The sequence below is a fragment of the Nocardioides malaquae genome (assembly GCF_015070385.1).
GTDB lineage: Bacteria > Actinomycetota > Actinomycetes > Propionibacteriales > Nocardioidaceae > Nocardioides > Nocardioides malaquae.
The window spans coordinates 36,244-53,607 of sequence record NZ_JADCSA010000001.1 but is presented as its reverse complement, the minus strand read 5'-3'; the positions used below and the strand labels follow the sequence as shown (position 1 = coordinate 53,607).

The 17,364-nt window shown below is 72.1% G+C and carries 16 protein-coding genes; all 16 read left to right on the top strand.

Annotation, left to right across the window (positions count from 1 at the left end):
* Positions 1-2 precede the first annotated feature (2 nt).
* The 16 genes from carB to ligD all read left to right on the top strand — a co-directional run bounded on the left by carB (position 3) and on the right by ligD (position 17,362).
* Positions 3-3,311 (top strand): carbamoyl-phosphate synthase large subunit, encoded by a 3,309-nt coding sequence (gene carB / locus IEQ44_RS00260; RefSeq protein WP_193636425.1) that lies wholly within the window; start codon positions 3-5, stop codon positions 3,309-3,311.
* Positions 3,308-4,381 (top strand): quinone-dependent dihydroorotate dehydrogenase, encoded by a 1,074-nt coding sequence (locus IEQ44_RS00255; RefSeq protein ID WP_193636424.1) that lies wholly within the window; start codon positions 3,308-3,310, stop codon positions 4,379-4,381. The genes carB and IEQ44_RS00255 overlap by 4 nt, the downstream gene beginning before the upstream one ends.
* Positions 4,382-4,401: 20 nt before the next feature.
* Positions 4,402-5,238: an iron-sulfur cluster-binding protein gene (locus tag IEQ44_RS17765; RefSeq protein ID WP_193636423.1), complete on the top strand. Its 837-nt coding sequence runs from the start codon at positions 4,402-4,404 to the stop codon at positions 5,236-5,238.
* Complete coding sequence (locus tag IEQ44_RS00245; RefSeq protein ID WP_193636422.1) at positions 5,235-6,062, top strand: tRNA-dihydrouridine synthase; 828 nt, start codon at positions 5,235-5,237, stop codon at positions 6,060-6,062. Before IEQ44_RS17765 ends, IEQ44_RS00245 begins: the two co-directional genes overlap by 4 nt.
* Positions 6,059-6,913 carry an orotidine-5'-phosphate decarboxylase gene (gene pyrF / locus IEQ44_RS00240; protein ID WP_193636421.1) on the top strand — a complete coding sequence of 285 codons (855 nt, stop codon included), beginning with the start codon at positions 6,059-6,061 and terminating at the stop codon, positions 6,911-6,913. Before IEQ44_RS00245 ends, pyrF begins: the two co-directional genes overlap by 4 nt.
* A gap of 119 nt (positions 6,914-7,032) precedes the next feature.
* Positions 7,033-7,380: an integration host factor, actinobacterial type gene (gene mihF, locus IEQ44_RS00235; RefSeq protein ID WP_227486646.1), complete on the top strand. Its 348-nt coding sequence runs from the start codon at positions 7,033-7,035 to the stop codon at positions 7,378-7,380.
* 80 nt (positions 7,381-7,460) lie between these two features.
* On the top strand, positions 7,461-7,967 hold the full coding sequence (gmk, locus tag IEQ44_RS00230) for a guanylate kinase (protein WP_227486680.1): 507 nt from the start codon (positions 7,461-7,463) through the stop codon (positions 7,965-7,967).
* Positions 7,968-8,026: 59 nt separating this feature from the next.
* A complete protein-coding gene (gene rpoZ, locus IEQ44_RS00225) occupies positions 8,027-8,356 on the top strand; it encodes a DNA-directed RNA polymerase subunit omega (RefSeq protein WP_319804387.1) in 330 nt (109 codons plus the stop codon).
* Between the two features lie 46 nt (positions 8,357-8,402).
* Positions 8,403-9,662 (top strand): bifunctional phosphopantothenoylcysteine decarboxylase/phosphopantothenate--cysteine ligase CoaBC, encoded by a 1,260-nt coding sequence (gene coaBC / locus IEQ44_RS00220; RefSeq protein WP_319804428.1) that lies wholly within the window; start codon positions 8,403-8,405, stop codon positions 9,660-9,662.
* 73 nt (positions 9,663-9,735) lie between these two features.
* Positions 9,736-10,929 carry a methionine adenosyltransferase gene (gene metK, locus IEQ44_RS00215; RefSeq protein WP_193636418.1) on the top strand — a complete coding sequence of 398 codons (1,194 nt, stop codon included), beginning with the start codon at positions 9,736-9,738 and terminating at the stop codon, positions 10,927-10,929.
* Between the two features lie 63 nt (positions 10,930-10,992).
* Positions 10,993-13,032, top strand: a complete 2,040-nt coding sequence (locus IEQ44_RS00210) for a primosomal protein N' (protein ID WP_193636417.1) — start codon at positions 10,993-10,995, stop codon at positions 13,030-13,032.
* Between the two features lie 53 nt (positions 13,033-13,085).
* A complete protein-coding gene (gene def / locus IEQ44_RS00205) occupies positions 13,086-13,631 on the top strand; it encodes a peptide deformylase (protein WP_193636416.1) in 546 nt (181 codons plus the stop codon).
* The gene (gene fmt, locus IEQ44_RS00200) at positions 13,631-14,563 is read left to right on the top strand and encodes a methionyl-tRNA formyltransferase (RefSeq protein WP_193636415.1); all 933 of its coding nucleotides are present in this window, start codon (positions 13,631-13,633) and stop codon (positions 14,561-14,563) included. The genes def and fmt overlap by 1 nt, the downstream gene beginning before the upstream one ends.
* Before the next feature lie 32 nt (positions 14,564-14,595).
* The gene (locus tag IEQ44_RS00195) at positions 14,596-15,012 is read left to right on the top strand and encodes an MmcQ/YjbR family DNA-binding protein (protein WP_193636414.1); all 417 of its coding nucleotides are present in this window, start codon (positions 14,596-14,598) and stop codon (positions 15,010-15,012) included.
* The gene (locus IEQ44_RS00190) at positions 15,005-16,381 is read left to right on the top strand and encodes an RsmB/NOP family class I SAM-dependent RNA methyltransferase (protein ID WP_193636413.1); all 1,377 of its coding nucleotides are present in this window, start codon (positions 15,005-15,007) and stop codon (positions 16,379-16,381) included. Before IEQ44_RS00195 ends, IEQ44_RS00190 begins: the two co-directional genes overlap by 8 nt.
* Positions 16,382-16,390: 9 nt before the next feature.
* Positions 16,391-17,362: a non-homologous end-joining DNA ligase gene (gene ligD, locus IEQ44_RS00185; protein ID WP_193636412.1), complete on the top strand. Its 972-nt coding sequence runs from the start codon at positions 16,391-16,393 to the stop codon at positions 17,360-17,362.
* Positions 17,363-17,364 lie beyond the last annotated feature (2 nt).

The window sequence follows — 17,364 nt, the reverse complement described above, 5'->3', positions numbered from 1 at the left end:
CCATGCCGAAGCGTGACGACATCAAGTCCGTCCTCGTCATCGGCTCGGGGCCGATCGTCATCGGTCAGGCCTGCGAGTTCGACTACTCCGGCACCCAGGCGTGCCGGGTGCTCAAGGAGGAGGGCCTGCGGGTCATCCTCGTCAACTCCAACCCGGCCACGATCATGACCGACCCGGAGTTCGCCGACGCCACCTACGTCGAGCCGATCACCCCCGAGTTCGTCGAGAAGATCATCGCCAAGGAGCGTCCCGACGCGATCCTGCCGACCCTCGGTGGCCAGACCGCGCTCAACACCGCGACCGCGCTGCACGAGAACGGCGTGCTCGAGAAGTACGACGTGGAGATGATCGGCGCCTCCTTCGAGGCCATCCACCGCGGTGAGAACCGCGAGCTCTTCAACGACATCGTCCGGAAGGTCGGCGGCGAGGTCTGCCGTTCCTTCATCTGCCACTCGATGGACGAGGTGGAGAGGGCCACCGAGGAGCTCGGCTTCCCGGTCGTCGTCCGGCCGTCGTTCACCATGGGGGGCCTCGGTTCGGGCATCGCCTTCGACGCCGACGACCTCCAGCGCATCGCCGGCGCAGGCCTCTCGGCCTCGCCCACCACCGAGGTCCTGATCGAGGAGTCGATCCTCGGGTGGAAGGAGTACGAGCTGGAGGTGATGCGCGACAAGAACGACAACGTCGTCATCATCTGCTCGATCGAGAACTTCGACCCGGTCGGCGTCCACACCGGTGACTCGATCACCGTCGCCCCGGCGATGACGCTCACCGACCGCGAGTACCAGCACCTGCGCAACCTGGCGATCGGCGTGATCCGCGAGGTCGGCGTCGACACCGGCGGGTGCAACATCCAGTACGCGGTGAACCCGGAGAACGGGCGCGTCATCGTCATCGAGATGAACCCCCGCGTGTCCCGCTCGTCGGCGCTCGCGTCGAAGGCCACCGGCTACCCGATCGCGAAGATCGCCGCCAAGGTCGCCATCGGCTACACCCTCGACGAGATCGAGAACGACATCACCTCGGGTCCGCAGGGCTCCACCGCCGCGTCCTTCGAGCCCACGCTCGACTACGTCGTGGTGAAGGTGCCGCGGTTCGCGTTCGAGAAGTTCCCGACCGCCGACTCCACGCTGACCACCCACATGAAGTCGGTGGGGGAGGCGATGGCGATCGGCCGCAACTTCTCCGAGGCGCTCAACAAGGCCCTGCGGTCGATGGAGTCGAAGGGCTCGCAGTTCTCCTGGACCGGCGAACCGGGCGACAAGCACGCCATCCTCGAGGACGTCAGGCGTCCGCACGACGGCCGCATCCAGAAGCTGATGCTGGCCATCCGCGCCGGTGCCACGCCGGAGGAGATCTTCGAAGCCACGAAGATCGACCCCTGGTACGTCGACCAGCTCTTCCTGGTCAACGAGGTGGCCGAGGCGGTCGCCGCCGCCCCCGAGCTGGACGCCGCCACGCTCCGCCTCGCCAAGCGCCACGGCCTCTCCGACGCCCAGGTCGCGGGCATCCGCAGCATCACCGAGGCCGAGGTCCGTGCCGCACGGCACCAGCTCGGCGTCCGCCCGGTCTACAAGACCGTCGACACCTGCGCCGCCGAGTTCGCCGCGCGTACGCCCTACTACTACTCCTCGTACGACGAGGAGACCGAGGTCGTGCCGCGTGAGCGCGAAGCCGTGATCATCCTCGGCTCGGGTCCGAACCGCATCGGTCAGGGCATCGAGTTCGACTACTCCTGCGTGCACGCCGCCCAGGAGCTGTCGAAGGCCGGGTACGACACGATCATGGTCAACTGCAACCCCGAAACCGTGTCGACCGACTACGACACCTCCGACCGGCTCTACTTCGAGCCGCTCACCTTGGAGGACGTGCTCGAGATCGTCGACGCCGAGCGTGCCGCCGGCCCGATCGCCGGTGTCGTGGCGACGCTCGGTGGCCAGACGCCGCTGGGTCTGGCCCAGGGGCTGCAGGACGCCGGCGTCACGATCGTCGGCACCAGCCCCGAGGCGATCGACCTGGCCGAGGAGCGCGGTGCCTTCGGCCGCATCCTCTCCGAGGCCGGACTGACCTCCCCGAAGCACGGCACCGCGGTCTCCTTCGAGGACGCTCGCGCCATCGCGCACGAGATCGGCTACCCCGTCCTGGTCCGCCCGTCCTACGTCCTGGGCGGTCGCGGCATGCAGATCGTCTACTCCGACGAGACCCTGGAGACCTATCTCCAGGCCGCCACCGAGCTCATCAGCGACGAACGGCCGGTCCTGATCGACCGGTTCATCGACGACGCGGTCGAGATCGACGTCGACGCCCTCTTCGACGGCGACGAGCTCTTCCTGGGCGGCGTCATGGAGCACATCGAGGAGGCGGGCATCCACTCCGGTGACTCATCCTGCGCCCTCCCGCCGATCACCCTGGGTTCCAGCGAGATCGAGCGGATCCGCACGGCGACGGAGGCGATCGCCCGGGGTGTCGGTGTGCAGGGTCTGATCAACATCCAGTTCGCCATCGGCGCCGACGTCCTCTACGTCATCGAGGCCAACCCGCGTGCCTCGCGCACCGTCCCGTTCGTCTCCAAGGCGACCGGCACCTCGCTGGCCAAGGCCGCCTCGCGCGTGATGCTGGGCGCGACCATCGCCGAGCTGCGTGCCGAGGGCCTGCTCCCGGCCACCGGTGACGGTGGGCTGCTGCCGGCCGACGCGCCGATCGCGGTCAAGGAAGCCGTCCTCCCGTTCAACCGCTTCCGCACGCACGAGGGCCTGTTCGTCGACACCGTGCTCGGCCCGGAGATGAAGTCCACCGGTGAGGTCATGGGCTTCGACGCCGACTTCGGCACGGCCTTCGCCAAGTCGCAGGCCGGGTCGTTCGGCCCGCTGCCGACGTCGGGCAAGGTCTTCATCTCGATCGCCAACCGCGACAAGCGCACGATGATCTTCCCGGCCCGGGTCCTGGCCGACTACGGCTTCGAGCTGCTGGCGACCGAGGGGACCGCCCAGGTGCTGCGCCGCAACGGGATCAGCTCGACGGTGGTGCGCAAGCACTCCACCGGCGTCGGCCCCGACGGCGAGAAGACCATCGTGGGGATGATCCAGGACGGCGAGGTCGACCTGATCATCAACACCCCCAACGGCTCGGCCACCGGTGCCCGTTACGACGGCTACGAGATCCGCGCGGCCGCCGTGCTCACGGGAACCCCGTGCATCACCACCGTGCAGGGGGCCGCGGCCGCGGTGCAGGGCATCGCCGCCACGCGGGCCGGGGACATCGGCGTGCGCTCCCTCCAGGAGTGGGCCCAGACGATCCGCGCCGGTCGATGAGCAACGGTTCCCTGGCCGGCAAGGCCTACGACCAGCTCTTCACGCACGTCTTCGCGCGCACCGATCCCGAGTGGATCCACCACAAGGCGTTCGCCGCGCTCCGCGCCGCCCGCCCGCTCACCCAGCGGGTGGTCGGCGCGGGTGTGGCCGGCGTGGGCACCCCGGTCGACACGATGGGCCTGCGCTTCCCGCACGTGCTGGGTCTGGCTGCCGGCTTCGACAAGAACGCGGTCGGCATCGATGCCCTCGCAGGGCTGGGGTTCGGGCACGTCGAAATCGGCACGGTGACCGGTGAGCCGCAGTCCGGCAACCCCACGCCCCGCCTGTTCCGGCTGACCGACGACCGCGCGATCGTCAACCGCATGGGCTTCAACAACGAGGGCGCTGAGGTCGTGTCCCGCCGGCTCGCCGCACGGGCGTCGTCCGGCAGGGCGTCCGACGTCGTGCTCGGCGTCAACATCGGCAAGACCAAGGTCGTCCCCGAGGACGAGGCGATCGGCGACTACGAGAAGTCGACGTCGCTGCTCGCGCCCCACGCCGACTACCTCGTCGTCAACGTCTCCTCGCCGAACACCCCGGGCCTGCGCGACCTGCAGGCCGTGGAGAAGCTGGAGCCGCTGCTGCGGGCCGTACGCGCGAAGGCCGACGAGGCCACCCAGCCGAAGGGGGTGCGCGTCCCGCTGCTGGTCAAGATCGCCCCCGACCTGAGTGACGACGACATCTTGGCCGTGGCGGACCTGGCGCTCGCCATCGGCCTCGACGGCATCATCGCGACCAACACCACCATCAGTCGTGAGGGTCTGGCCTCCGACCCGGCGAAGGTGAGCGAGATCGGTGCCGGCGGCCTGTCGGGCCGCCCGCTCACCCGCCGATCGCTGGAGGTCATGCGGATGCTGCGTGGTCGCGTCGGCGACGACCTGACGCTGATCGGGGTCGGGGGCATCACGACGCCACAGGACGCCCGCGACCGCCTCGCCGCCGGGGCGAACCTGCTCCAGGGCTACACCGCCTTCGTCTACGAGGGCCCGCTGTGGCCTCGCCGGATCGTGAGCGGTCTGGCCCGAGGGTGACCGTGGCCGGGGGAGGGAACGTGCCACGGCACGTCCGGGGAGAGGTGCTGGCCGTGCGGCGGGCGGGTGCCCACCGGGTGGTCAGCCTCGCGGCCCCGGGAGTTCCGGCGACCTTCCGACCCGGCACCTTCGTGAAGGTCTCCGAGTCGGGACGGCACGACGAGGGGTGGGGTGGCTCAGGTGCGTGGTGGATCCACCGGGTGGAGCCAACCAGCGCCTTCGGCCCCACGGTCGAGGTGCTGGTCGACCCCGAGGAAGCCGACGCGGCCTGGCTGCTGGGGCTCGCGGTGGGCCGGAGCGTCCGGGTCACCGGGGCTCTCGGTCGCCCGTTCACCCTGCCACGCGAGCCGGTGCCCGTGCTGCTGGTGGGCGAGGGCGGCAACGCCTCGCCGCTGGTCGAGCTCGCCGACCGGCTCCGCCAGCGCGGGTGCGCCGTCACACTGCTGCTGGGGGCGCCGGACGAGCAGCACCTCTTCGCCGTCCGTGAGGCCAGGCGGCTCGCCCGCCACCTGCACGTGCGCACCCACGACGGGTCGGTGGGGGAGCGTGGGCACGTCGCCGACGCGGTGGGTCCGCTCCTCGCCGCCAGCCAGGCGGCCGTGCTCTACACCGCCGGCGTGCCCGACGCCTGCAGGCCGGTCGTCGAGGCCGCCGACGCCGCCGGCGTGCCCGCCCAGGTGGCGCTGCGGGTGCCGATGCCGTGCGGGACCGGCCTATGCCACGGGTGCGTCCTTCCGGTCCTGACCCCGGGTGACGCCGTCCGGCAGGTGCGCGCATGCGTCGAGGGCCCGGTGCTGCCGGGCCACCGCGTCGCGTGGGACCAGCTCGTGGCGACCGACGCCGGAGTGGCCCCGTGAGTGCCACGGCGCCGCTGCCGCTCGGGCTGAGCCACCCGGTGCTCGTGGCTGCCGGCTGCGGTGGCACCGGACGCGAGCTCGCCGCCTACGACTCGCTGGACGGCGTCGGGTTCGTCACCCGCACCCTGACCCGTCACCCCCACGAGGGTGGTGCGGTGCCCCGGGTGGTGGACTCGCCCGGCGGTCTGGTGCATGCGGTCGGGTTGGCCAACCCCGGTCTCGACGCCTTCGTCGACGAGGAGCTGCCGTGGCTCGTCCGGCAGGGCGCCCGGGTGGTGGTCTCCTTCTGCGCCGCCTCGCTGGGGGAGTACGCGGAGCTCACCCGCGTCCTGGCGCGTACGCCCGGAACGGTCGGGGTCGAGGTCAACCTCTCGGCGCCCGACACCGACGGCCTCGACGTCTTCGACGCCCGCGAGCCCTACCACGCCGCGTCCGTGGTTGCTGCCGTGCGCCGTGAGCTCCCGGCCGACCTGGGGCTGTGGGCGAAGCTGCGCCCCGACCCGACACGGGTGGTGGAGACCGCGCGGGCGGTGCACGACGCCGGCGCCTCCGCCGTGGTCGTCGGCAACGCCCTGCCCGCCGCGATGCCCAACGGCAGACCCGCAGGCCTGAGCGGGCCTGCGATCCGCCCGGTGGCGTTGGCCGCCGTGGCGGCGGTCGGCGGGGCCGGGCTCCCCGTCATCGGGTGCGGTGGCGTGACCGCCGTCGCCCACGTCCGTGCCCACCTGGCGGCGGGCGCCCTCGCCGTCCAGGTCGGCAGCGGCCTGCTGCACGACCCCACACTCATCAGCCAGCTCGTCCGCGACCTCGAGGAGACACCATGACCACCACCTCCGGATCCACCACGAGCGGCCGTGAGCCCTTCGGTGCGCGTCTGCACCGTCTCGTCGCGGCCCGAGGACGACTGTGCGTGGGCATCGACCCGCACGCATCCCTGCTCCAGGCCTGGGGCCTGGACGACGACGTCGCCGGTCTCGAACGGTTCGCCATGACGGCGGTCGAGGCACTGGCGCCCGAGGTGTCGGTCATCAAGCCGCAGAGCGCCTTCTACGAGCGGTTCGGCAGCAGGGGCGTCGCCGTGCTGGAGCGCGTCGTCGCGCACGCCCGGGAGGCCGGCGCGCTGGTCTGCATGGACGTCAAGCGTGGTGACATCGGGTCGACCACCCAGGCCTACGCGGACGCCTACCTCGACCCTGCGTCGCCCCTCTTCTCCGACTCCGTCACGGCGAGCCCCTTCCTCGGATTCGGCTCGTTGTCACCGATGGTGGAGACCGCGCGCAAGCACGGCTCCGGTCTCTTCGTGCTCGCCCTCACCTCCAACCCCGAGGGGCGGGAGGTCCAGCGCGCCCGCACCGAGGACGGGCGGACCGTCGCCGCCACCATCCTCGACGCGCTGCGCGCCCTGAACGTCGACACCGACCCCCTCGGCAGCTTCGGACCCGTGATCGGCGCGACCGTCGGTGACCCGGGCGTCGACGTCGACGTCAACGGCCCGATCCTCGTCCCCGGTTACGGTGCGCAGGGCGGAACCGTCTCCGACATGCGTCGCGTCTTCGGTGACGCCGCCCGAGCGCTCGTGCCGAGCACGAGTCGTGGCGTGCTCGAGGCCGGCCCCGCGGGCCTGGTCGACGCGGCCCGTCGGGCGATCGACGACGTCGCAGCCCTCGACGCCTGAGCGCGGGTGGCCCATGATGAAGGTCATGGCGACGAGGTCCGGACCGACCCCGGTCGTCGGGGTGTGAAGGACCTGAGCCACCATGGCCTGATTGTCCCCGGCCGCTCTCCGCGGCCCCGATGTTCCGAACGACGAGGAAGACCGACGTGGCCCTGCCCCAGCTGACCCCCGAACAGCGCCAGGCGGCGCTCGACAAGGCTGCGGCCTCGCGCCGGGAGCGCGCCGAGGTGAAGAACCGCATCAAGAACTCGGGTGCCTCGGTCATCGACGTCATCCGTGAGGGCCAGGACAACGAGGTCATCGGCAAGATGCGCGTCATCGACCTGCTGCAGGCAGTGCCCGGTCTGGGCAAGGTGCGTGCCACGGCGCTCATGCAGCGGCTGGCGATCGCCGAGAGCCGTCGGGTGCGTGGCCTGGGCGTCAAGCAGGTCGCTGCGCTCGAGCGCGAGTTCGCCCCCGGCGCGTGACGACGGTGGAGCAGCCGCACTCACGTCTCGTGGTGCTCGCCGGCCCGACGGCCGTCGGCAAGGGGACGGTCGCAGCCGCCATGCGGGCCGAGCACCCGGAGGTCTGGATCTCCGTCAGCGCCACCACCCGGGCCCCGCGCCCGGGTGAGGTCGACGGGGTCCACTACCTCTTCGTCTCCGACGAGGAGTTCGACCGCATGGTCGCCGAGGACGAGCTCCTCGAGTGGGCGGTCGTCCACCGGGCAGCGCGGTACGGGACGCCCCGCCGACCGGTCGAGGAAGCACTGGCGGCCGGTCGTCCCGCGATGCTCGAGATCGACCTGCAGGGGGCCCGGCAGGTGCGCCGCACCATGCCCGAGGCGCTCTTCGTCTTCCTCGCGCCGCCCTCCTTCGAGGAGCTGGAACGGCGACTGGTCGGTCGCGGCACCGAGACGGCGGCAGAGCGAGAGCGCCGTCTCGCCACCGCGCACGAGGAGCTGGCCGCCGAGTCGGAGTTCGACGTCACCATCGTCAACCACGAAGTTCCTGCCGCGGTGCAGGAGTTGGTAACCTTGATCAGGTCCGGGTCGGCACGACCCGCTCACTGACGTGCACGACCGCCGTACGCCTCCGCGTACGGCCCCTACGAAATACTGCGAGGCCACGCGTGTCTGCTCCCCTGATCGACGCCGAGGGCGTGACCAACCCCTCGATCGACGACCTGCTCACCAAGACCGACAGCAAGTACAAGCTGGTCCTCTACAGCGCCAAGCGCGCCCGCCAGATCAACGCGTACTACTCGCAGCTGGGCGAGGGCCTGCTGGAGTACGTCGGCCCCCTGGTGGACACGCACGTCCAGGAGAAGCCCCTCTCGATCGCGCTGCGCGAGATCAACGACGACCTGCTGACCTGTGAGGACGTCGACCCCGCCGAGCTCGCCGCCGAGGCCGCCGCCCAGGCTGCCCGCGCCGAGGCCGCCGCCGTCGAGGCCGAGTGATCCACGCGTGACCCGCACGACGAGCCCCTGCGTGGTCTGAGTGGCGATCCACGACGAGAAGCCGTCCGCACCGGCCGTGTCCCCCTCCGGGACGCGGCCGCGTGTCGTCCTCGGGGTGACCGGCGGCATCGCCGCCTACAAGGCGTGCGAGCTGCTGCGACGCCTCACCGAGTCCGGCCACGACGTGACGGTCGTGCCGACGGCCTCGGCCCTCGAGTTCGTGGGGGCCCCGACCTGGGCCGCGCTCTCGGGCAAGCCCGTGCAGACCTCCGTGTGGGAGAGCGTGCACGAGGTGCCGCACGTGCGGATCGGCCAGGAGGCTGACCTCGTGGTGGTCGCCCCGGCCACGGCCGACCTGATGGCCAAGGCCGCCCACGGACTCGCTGACGACCTGCTCACCAACACCCTGCTCACCGCTCGGTGCCCCGTGGTCTTCGCGCCGGCGATGCACACCGAGATGTGGGAGCACCCCGCCACGCGCGCCAACGTGGAGACCCTGCGCGCCCGCGGCGCGGTCGTGATCGAGCCCGCAGAGGGCCGCCTCACCGGTAAGGACACCGGCAAGGGGCGGTTGCCCGATCCCGCGGCCATCTTCGAGACGGCCGTGCAGGTGCTCGAGCGTGGGGTCGAGGGGCAGGACCTGGCGGGTCGCCACGTCGTGGTCTCCGCCGGAGGCACCCGCGAGTACCTCGACCCGGTGCGGTTCCTGGGCAACCGGTCCTCGGGCCTGCAGGGCTATGCCCTGGCCCGTGCCGCGGTCGCCCGCGGGGCGCGGGTCACCCTGGTGGCCGCCAACGTCACCCTGCCCGACCCCGCCGGCGTCGACGTGGTGCGGGTGGAGACGACCGCCCAGCTGCGCGACGAGGTCGTGCGCAGGGCGGCGCAGGCCGATGCCGTCGTGATGGCTGCCGCCCCGGCCGACTTCCGGCCCGTGGCCGCCAGCGAGTCGAAGATCAAGAAGGCCTCGGACGGCTCCGCGCCCCCGCTCGCCCTCGAGCAGAACCCCGACATCTTGGCCGAGATCTCGGCCGACCGGCAGCGCGGCGGACAGGTCGTCGTCGGCTTCGCCGCCGAGACCGGCGACGCGACCGGCAGCGTGCTCGAGCTCGGCCAGGCCAAGCTGGCGCGCAAGGGCTGCGACCTGCTCGTGGTCAACGACGTCGGCGGTGGGGCGGTCTTCGGCGCCGAGGAGAACGACGTGGTCATCCTGGGGGCCGACGGCACCTCGGTCGACGTGGAGCGGGGATCGAAGACGTCGGTCGCCCACGCGATCTGGGACCAGGTGGCGCGTCGATTCGTGATGTGAGACGGCTTTCTTGCATGCTGACACCCCTCTAGGCTCACCTGAGCCCACCATCCACCTGGGGAGAGAGTCAGCCGTGGCAGGACGCCTTTTCACCTCCGAGTCCGTGACCGAAGGTCACCCGGACAAGATCGCTGACCAGATCAGCGACACCATCCTCGACTACCTGCTCGAGCACGACCCGGCCAGCCGGGTTGCCGTCGAGACCCTCCTGACGACCGGTCTGGTCGTCGTGGCGGGCGAGGTCACCACCAAGGCCTACGCCCCGGTCGCGCAGCTGGTCCGCGACAAGGTGCTCGAGATCGGCTACGACTCCTCGGAGAAGGGCTTCGACGGCCGTTCCTGCGGCGTCAGCGTCGCGATCGGCGCCCAGTCGCCCGACATCGCCCAGGGCGTCGACGACGCCTACGAGGAGCGGGTCGAGACCTCCAGCGACGAGCTCGACAAGCAGGGTGCCGGCGACCAGGGCCTCATGTTCGGCTACGCCTGTGACGACACCCCCGAGCTGATGCCGCTGCCGATCACGATCGCGCAGCGCCTCTCCGAGCGTCTCTCCGCGGTGCGCAAGGACGGCACGCTGCCGCACCTGCGTCCCGACGGCAAGACCCAGGTCACCATCGAGTACGACGCCGACAACCGTCCGGTGCGCGTCGACACCGTCGTCCTCTCGACGCAGCACTCGGAGGAGACCGACCTCGACAAGCTCGAGGGCGAGATCAAGCAGCACGTCATCGACCCGGTGCTGGCCTCGTTCGACATCCCCTCCGACGACTACCGCCTGCTGGTCAACCCGACCGGCCGCTTCGTCGTGGGTGGCCCGATGGGCGACGCCGGCCTCACCGGCCGCAAGATCATCATCGACACCTACGGCGGCATGGCGCGTCACGGTGGCGGCGCGTTCTCGGGCAAGGACCCCTCGAAGGTCGACCGCTCCGCGGCCTACGCGATGCGCTGGGTCGCCAAGAACGTGGTGGCGGCCGGTCTCGCCCGTCGCTGCGAGGCGCAGGTGGCCTACGCGATCGGCAAGGCTGCCCCGGTCGGTGTCTTCATCGAGACCTTCGGCACCGGCGTCGTGCCCGACGAGAAGATCCAGGAGGCGGTGCTCGAGGTCTTCGACCTGCGTCCCGCCGCGATCATCCGGGACCTCGACCTGCTGAAGCCGAAGTACGCCCGGACCGCGGCCTACGGCCACTTCGGCCGCGAGCTGCCCGGCTTCACCTGGGAGGTCACCGACCGCGCCGACGCGCTGCGGGCGGCTGCGGGTCTGTGACCCGAGGCGCGACGCACCCTGCCGTCGCCCCGCCTGTCGGCGGGCACTGGTAACAATGCGCGCATGAGCGACACACACGAGGCCGGGCAGCTGGAGATGCTGCCCGGCCTCCGTGCGTCCGTGGCCTCGGGCAGGGCTCGACGCGGGGAGGCCGAGCAGCGACGCCGTGAGGCCGAGGCCCCGGCGGAGGTCGATCCCGTGGCCAGGGTCCTGGTCGACGTGCCCCTGGCGCACCTGGACCGACCCTTCGACTACCTCGTCCCCGCCTCCATGGCCGAGACCGCGCTGCCGGGTGTCCGGGTCAAGGTGCGTTTCGCCGGCCAGGACGTCGACGGCTTCGTCGTCGCACGAGCCGCCGAGAGCGACCACCCGGGGCGGTTGTCCCCGCTGCGGCGGGTGATCAGCCCTGAACGGGTCCTGACTCCCGCCGTGGAGCGTCTCACCGGTCTTGTCGCGGCGCGCTACGCCGGCGCCAGGGCCGACGTGCTGCGGCTCGCCGTGCCGCCGCGACACGCCAGTGTGGAGAAGGCGCCCCCGGCGCAGGCAGTGCCGGGCTCGCCCCCGGACCCCGACGCCGCCGCGCGCCTGTGGCGGGGGCACGACGGGGCGGAGGGCTTCCTCGCCCGACTCGCTGACGGCGGCAACCCCAGGGCGGTGTGGCAGTGCCTGCCCGGGGTGGACTGGACGGAGCTCGTGGCCCAGGCGGTGGCGATGGCCGTCGCCTCCGGAAGGGGTGCGGTGGTCTGCGCTCCGGACCACCGTGACGTGACCCGTCTGGGTGCCGCGCTCGACCGGGTCCTGGGCTCGGGGCAGCACGTGGTCCTGACGGCCGACCAGGGGCCCGCCAAGCGGTACGCCGCCTTTCTGGCGGCCCTGCGCGGCACCGTGAAGGTGGTCGTCGGGACGCGGTCTGCCGCGTTCGCGCCGGTGCGTGACCTGGGGCTCGTGGTCATCTGGGACGACGGTGACGACCTGCACGGCGAACCTCGAGCGCCCTACCCCCACACCCGCGAGGTGCTGTTGACCCGGGCCGAGGTCGAGGGCACCGCTGCGTTGGTCGGTGGCCTGGCGCGCACCGTGGAGGGGGAGTACCTCGTACGCACCGACTGGGCGCGCCCCCTGACGCCGCCCCGCGCCGCCGTGCGACAGCAGCTGAGGGTCGACGTCGTCTCCGACGGTGAGCAGGCCAGGGGCGCCCGGGTTCCGGGGCCCGCGGTGAAGCTGGTGCGCCAGGCCCTCCAGGAGGGTCCGGTCCTGGTGCAGACCCCCCGGGCCGGCTACGTCCCGCACCTCGCCTGCGACCGATGCCGCACCCCTGCTCGGTGCCGGGCCTGCCGAGGACCCCTGCGTCTGGTCGCCCCCACGTCACCACCGTCGTGCGGATGGTGCGGGGCCGAGGCGCCCGACTGGGCCTGCGCGGAGTGCGGAGGCCGGGGCCTGCGCGCCCCGGTGCTGGGCCGGGACCGGACCGCGGAGGAGCTGGGTCGCATGTTTCCCGGCCACGTCGTGCGCACCTCCGGGGGAGACCGGGTGCTCGCCGAGGTGGGGGAGGACGCCGACCTCGTCGTGGCGACGCCCGGGGCGGAGCCGGTGGCGCGTCGCGGCTTCGCGGCCGTGCTGCTGCTCGACACCTGGTTGGGGCCCGGACGTCCGGAGCTGCGCAGCGATGAAGAGGTCGTACGTCGGTGGCTGAACGCGTCCGCGCTGGTGCGGCCCGGTGGTCGGGTCGTGGCGGTGGGCGACCCCGCGTCGGCGCTGCTGCAGACGGTGGTGCGGTGGGACCCGGCCGGGTTCGCGGCCCGAGAGCTGGAGGAACGGGCCGGCGCCCACCTTTCCCCCGCGGTGCGGATGGCCACCGTGACCGGCGCGCCCGAGGCGGTCGAGGAGGCACTCGCCCTGGTCGAGATGCCGGAGGTGGTCGAGGTGCTGGGCCCCGTCCCCGTCGAGGGACGCGGGGAGGACCCGGACGAGGTGCGGATGGTGCTGCGCGTGCCTCGCCACAGCGGTCCTGCGCTGAGTGGGGCCCTGCTGGCGATGCAGCGGTTGCGCTCGGCCCGTCGGCTCGCCGCCGTGCGGGTGCAGGTCGACCCGCACGTGCTGTGACCCGTCGTCGTCTCCGTAGACTGGTGGGAACGACCTGACGAGGAGCACCACGCGTGGCAGTCCAGCCCATCCGCCTGTTCGGCGACCCGATCCTGCGCAAGCCGGCCGTCGAGGTCGCGACCTTCGACAAGGAGCTGCGCACGCTCGTGCAGGACCTCACCGACACGATGCTCCAGGCGTCGGGCGCGGGTCTGGCAGCGCCCCAGATCGGCGTGGGTCTGCGCGCCTTCACCTGGCACGTCGACGGCGAGGTCGGCCACCTGATCAACCCGGTCCTGGACCTCTCCGACGAGATCCAGGACGGCCCCGAGGGCTGCCTCTCGCTGCCGGACCTGACCTACGACTGCCGCCGCGCGCTGCGGGTGGTGGCCACCGGGTTCAACATGCACGGCGACCCGGTGCGGATCGAGGGCTCGGAGCTGCTGGCCCGGGCCATCCAGCACGAGACCGACCACCTCGACGGCGTCCTCTTCATCGACCGGTTGGACGCCGAGGCTCGCAAGGCCGCGATGCGTGCCATCCGTGAGTCGGACTGGTTCGGCCTCGAGCAGCCCGTCGTCAAGGTCTCCCCGCACACCACGAACGGATTCGGTTTCTGATGCGCCTCGTCTTCGCCGGCACCCCCGAGGTCGCCGTGCCCTCCCTCGACGCCCTCGTCGACTCGCCCCACGAGGTGGTCGCGGTCGTGACGCGGCCGGACGCGCCGGCGGGTCGGGGGCGCAAGCTCGTCGCGAGCCCGGTCGCCCAGCGTGCCGAGGAGCTGGGCATCCCGGTGCTCAAGCCCGAGCACCCGCGCGACCCCGACTTCCAGGCGCAGCTCGAGGAGCTGGCTCCGGAGGCCTGTCCGGTGGTCGCCTACGGCGCCCTGCTGCCGCAGTCGGCGCTCGACATCCCCATCCACGGCTGGATCAACCTGCACTTCTCCCTGCTGCCGGCGTGGCGAGGTGCCGCGCCTGTGCAGCACTCGCTGTGGGCCGGCGACGAGTTCACCGGGGCCACCACCTTCCGGATCGTCAAGGAGCTTGACGCGGGACCGACGTTCGGCGTCATGACGGAGAAGATCCGCCCCGACGACACCTCTGGCGACCTGCTGGGCCGGTTGGCCGAGGGGGGAGCCCACCTGCTGGTGCAGACGATCAGCGGGATCGAGTCGGGTCAGCTCGAGGCGCGTGACCAGCCTGACGACGGCATCAGCCTGGCCCCGAAGATCCTCGTCGAGCACGCCCGCATCGACTGGACCCAGCCCGCCGCCGCCATCGACCGCCAGGTGCGCGCGTGCACCCCGGCGCCGGGTGCGTGGAGCCTGCACGAGGGCCAGCGCATCAAGGTGGGCCCCGTCACCGCTACCGATCGCGAGCCGTTGGAGCCCGGGGTCCTCGAGGTCACCAAGAAGGCCGTCTTCGTCGGCACCGGGACCACGCCGGTCCAGCTGGGTGAGGTCAAGGCCTTCGGCAAGAAGCAGATGCAGGCTGCCGACTGGGCCCGGGGGGCCCGGTTGGAGTCCGGTGTGCGCTTCGGCGACGAGGACTGACGCGGGCGTCCGGGGCTGCGTACGCTCGCCCCATGAGCCGGCCCGCACACCCCGACGACGTGGAGGCGATCTGTGCCTCCCTGCCGGAGACCGAGCTCGGCACCTCGTGGGGTGACGTGCCGACCTGGAAGGTGCCTCGTGGGGCCAAGGGGCGCGGATTCCTGCTCTACCGGCGCCCGCACTCCAGCGCGGTCGACCCGGTCAGTGGGGAGATGTATGACGACCTCCTGGTCGTGGTGGTGCCGGGCCCCGGGGAGAAGGCCGCGCTGGTCGAGGACCCTGACCTGCCGTTCTTCACCATCGAACACTTCCGCACCACCAACGCCGTGCTCGTGCAGCAGTCCCGCCTCGGCGAGATGACCTACGAGGAGCTGCGCGAGATCCTCACCGACGCCTGGGCCTGCCGGGCCCCCACGAGACTGGTCAAGGAGTTCTTCGCCGATGGGTGACCCAGCACGCCGCCGACGAAGCGGGCGCCCTGCCCCGCAGCGGAACCGCCCGGCCGACCGCCCCCGGGTCGACCCGTCGCGCCTCGCTGCCTGGGACGTGCTCCGTGCCGTCCGGGTCGAGGACGCCTACGCCAACCTCGTCCTGCCGCAGGTGCTGGAGAAGCACGGTCTCACCGGTCGTGACGCCGCCTTCGCCACCGAGCTCGCCTCCGGCACCATCCGGTGGCAGGGCCTGTACGACGCGATCATCGACGCCTGCCTGACCAGGCCGCGGCTGGAGGCGAAGGTCCGCGACGTGCTGCGGCTGGGGGTGCACCAGGTGCTGGCGATGCGGGTGCCCGACCATGCCGCCATCGGCACCTCCGTCGACCTGGCCCGCGACCGCGTGGGCACCGGCCCGACCGGTCTCGTCAACGCGGTGCTGCGCAAGGTCTCCTCCCGGACCCGCGAGGAGTGGCTCGCCGACGTGGCACCTGACGGCAAGGACCGCCACGGGCACCTCGCGGTCGCCACCTCCCACCCCCGCTGGGTCGTCGACCTGCTGGGGGAGGCGCTCGTGGGCCACGGCCGTCCGGGCTCCGAGCTGGCCGACCTGCTGGCCGCCGACAACGTCTCGCCCCAGGTCACCCTCGTCGCCCGCCCGGGCTTCGTCGAGGTCGAGGAGCTCGTCGAGGCCGGCGCCGAGCCCACCGGTCGTTCGCCCTACGCGCTGACCTGGGGAGGCGGTGACCTCTCGACGGTGCCCGCCCTGGTGCAGGGGCGTGCCGGCGTCCAGGACGAGGGTTCCCAGCGGGTCGCGCTGGCGCTCGACGCCGCCGTGGTGGGGGGCCGCGACGAGCGGTGGCTCGACCTCTGCGCGGGTCCGGGCGGCAAGTCCGCCCTGCTCGCCGCGCTGGCGGCCGGGCGAGGGGCCAAGGTCCTCGCCAACGAACGCCAGCACCACCGCTCGCGCCTCGTCGCGCGCGGCGTCCGGGCCGCCGGTGCCGGCATGGCAGGCGTCGTCACCGGCGACGGCACCCGTCCCGCGTGGCGCCCCGGCACCTTCGACCGTGCCCTGGTCGACGCCCCCTGCTCGGGCCTCGGGGCGCTGCGCCGACGACCGGAGTCGCGGTGGCGGCGTACGGCCACCGACGTCGATGACCTCGTCGTCCTCCAGCGCGACCTGCTGACCACCGCCCTCGACGCCGTACGGCCCGGCGGCGTCGTCGTCTACGCCACCTGCTCGCCGGTGCTCGCCGAGACCTCCGGCGTCGTGGACGCGGTGCTCGCCGGCCGCGACGACGTGGTCGAGGAGGACCGCTTCCAGCTGTGGCCGCACCTCGACGGCTGCGACGCGATGTTCGCGGCCACGCTGCGCCGCATGCCCTAGCGTGGAGCCATGGCTGCCGCGTCCCCCTTCGTCGAGGTCGAGGTCGAGGACCGCGTCGTCAAGGTGACCAACCCTGAGCGGGTCTACTTCCCGGAGATCGGGGCCACCAAGCTCGACCTGCTCGAGTACTACCTCTCGGTGGGTGACGGCATCGTCAACGCGCTCTTCGAACGCCCTTGCATGCTTCACCGCTTCCCGAAGGGGTTGGCGGGGGAGAAGGTGCACCAGAAGCGGATCCCGAAGGGCGCTCCCGACTGGGTCGAGACCGTCGAGCTGCACTTCCCTCGCTACAACAGGACCGCCGACGAGCTCTGCGTGACCTCGCTGGCCTCGGTCGCGTGGGCGGTGCAGATGTCGACGGTCGAGTTCCACCCGTGGAACAGTCGGCGCTCCGACACCGAGAAGCCGGACGAGTGGCGCATCGACCTCGACCCCGGTCCGGAGTGCGACTGGGCGACGGTGCAACGGGTCGCCGGAGTGGTCCACGAGGTGCTCGACGAGCTCGGCGCCACGGGCTTCCCGAAGACCAGTGGTGGCTCCGGCCTCCACGTCTACGTGCGCGTGCCGCCCGCGCTCGGTTTCGCCGACGTGCGCCGCGCCGCCCACGCCTTCGCCCGGGAGGTCGAACGGCGGGCGCCCGACGACGTCACCACGGCCTGGTGGCGCAAGGACCGCGACCCGGCCCACCTCTTCATCGACTACAACCAGAACACCCGTGACCACACCATCGCCTCGGCCTACTCGGTGCGCGGCGTCCCGAACGCCCAGGTGAGCACCCCGGTCGCGTGGGACGAGGTCGCCGACTGCGAACCGGGCGACTTCACCATCGCCACGGTGCCTGCCCGGTACGCCGCGATCGGTGACCTGCACGCGACCATCGACGAGCACCCCTTCGACCTGGGGCCCCTGCTGGAGTGGGCGGAGCGGGACGAGGCCGAGGGGGTCGGGGCGGAGGCGGAGACGCCGCACGGCTCGGCCTAGAA

Excerpts from the sequence above, each read along its gene's own strand:
- carB (WP_193636425.1), top strand. The coding sequence starts at position 3 with ATGCCGAAGCGTGACGACATCAAGTCCGTCCTCGTCATCGGCTCGGGG.
- IEQ44_RS00255 (WP_193636424.1), top strand. The coding sequence starts at position 3,308 with ATGAGCAACGGTTCCCTGGCCGGCAAGGCCTACGACCAGCTCTTCACG.
- pyrF (WP_193636421.1), top strand. The coding sequence starts at position 6,059 with ATGACCACCACCTCCGGATCCACCACGAGCGGCCGTGAGCCCTTCGGT.
- mihF (WP_227486646.1), top strand. The coding sequence starts at position 7,033 with ATGTTCCGAACGACGAGGAAGACCGACGTGGCCCTGCCCCAGCTGACC.
- gmk (WP_227486680.1), top strand. The coding sequence starts at position 7,461 with ATGCGGGCCGAGCACCCGGAGGTCTGGATCTCCGTCAGCGCCACCACC.
- IEQ44_RS00210 (WP_193636417.1), top strand. The coding sequence starts at position 10,993 with ATGAGCGACACACACGAGGCCGGGCAGCTGGAGATGCTGCCCGGCCTC.
- fmt (WP_193636415.1), top strand. The coding sequence starts at position 13,631 with ATGCGCCTCGTCTTCGCCGGCACCCCCGAGGTCGCCGTGCCCTCCCTC.
- IEQ44_RS00195 (WP_193636414.1), top strand. The coding sequence starts at position 14,596 with ATGAGCCGGCCCGCACACCCCGACGACGTGGAGGCGATCTGTGCCTCC.
- IEQ44_RS00190 (WP_193636413.1), top strand. The coding sequence starts at position 15,005 with ATGGGTGACCCAGCACGCCGCCGACGAAGCGGGCGCCCTGCCCCGCAG.
- ligD (WP_193636412.1), top strand. The coding sequence starts at position 16,391 with ATGGCTGCCGCGTCCCCCTTCGTCGAGGTCGAGGTCGAGGACCGCGTC.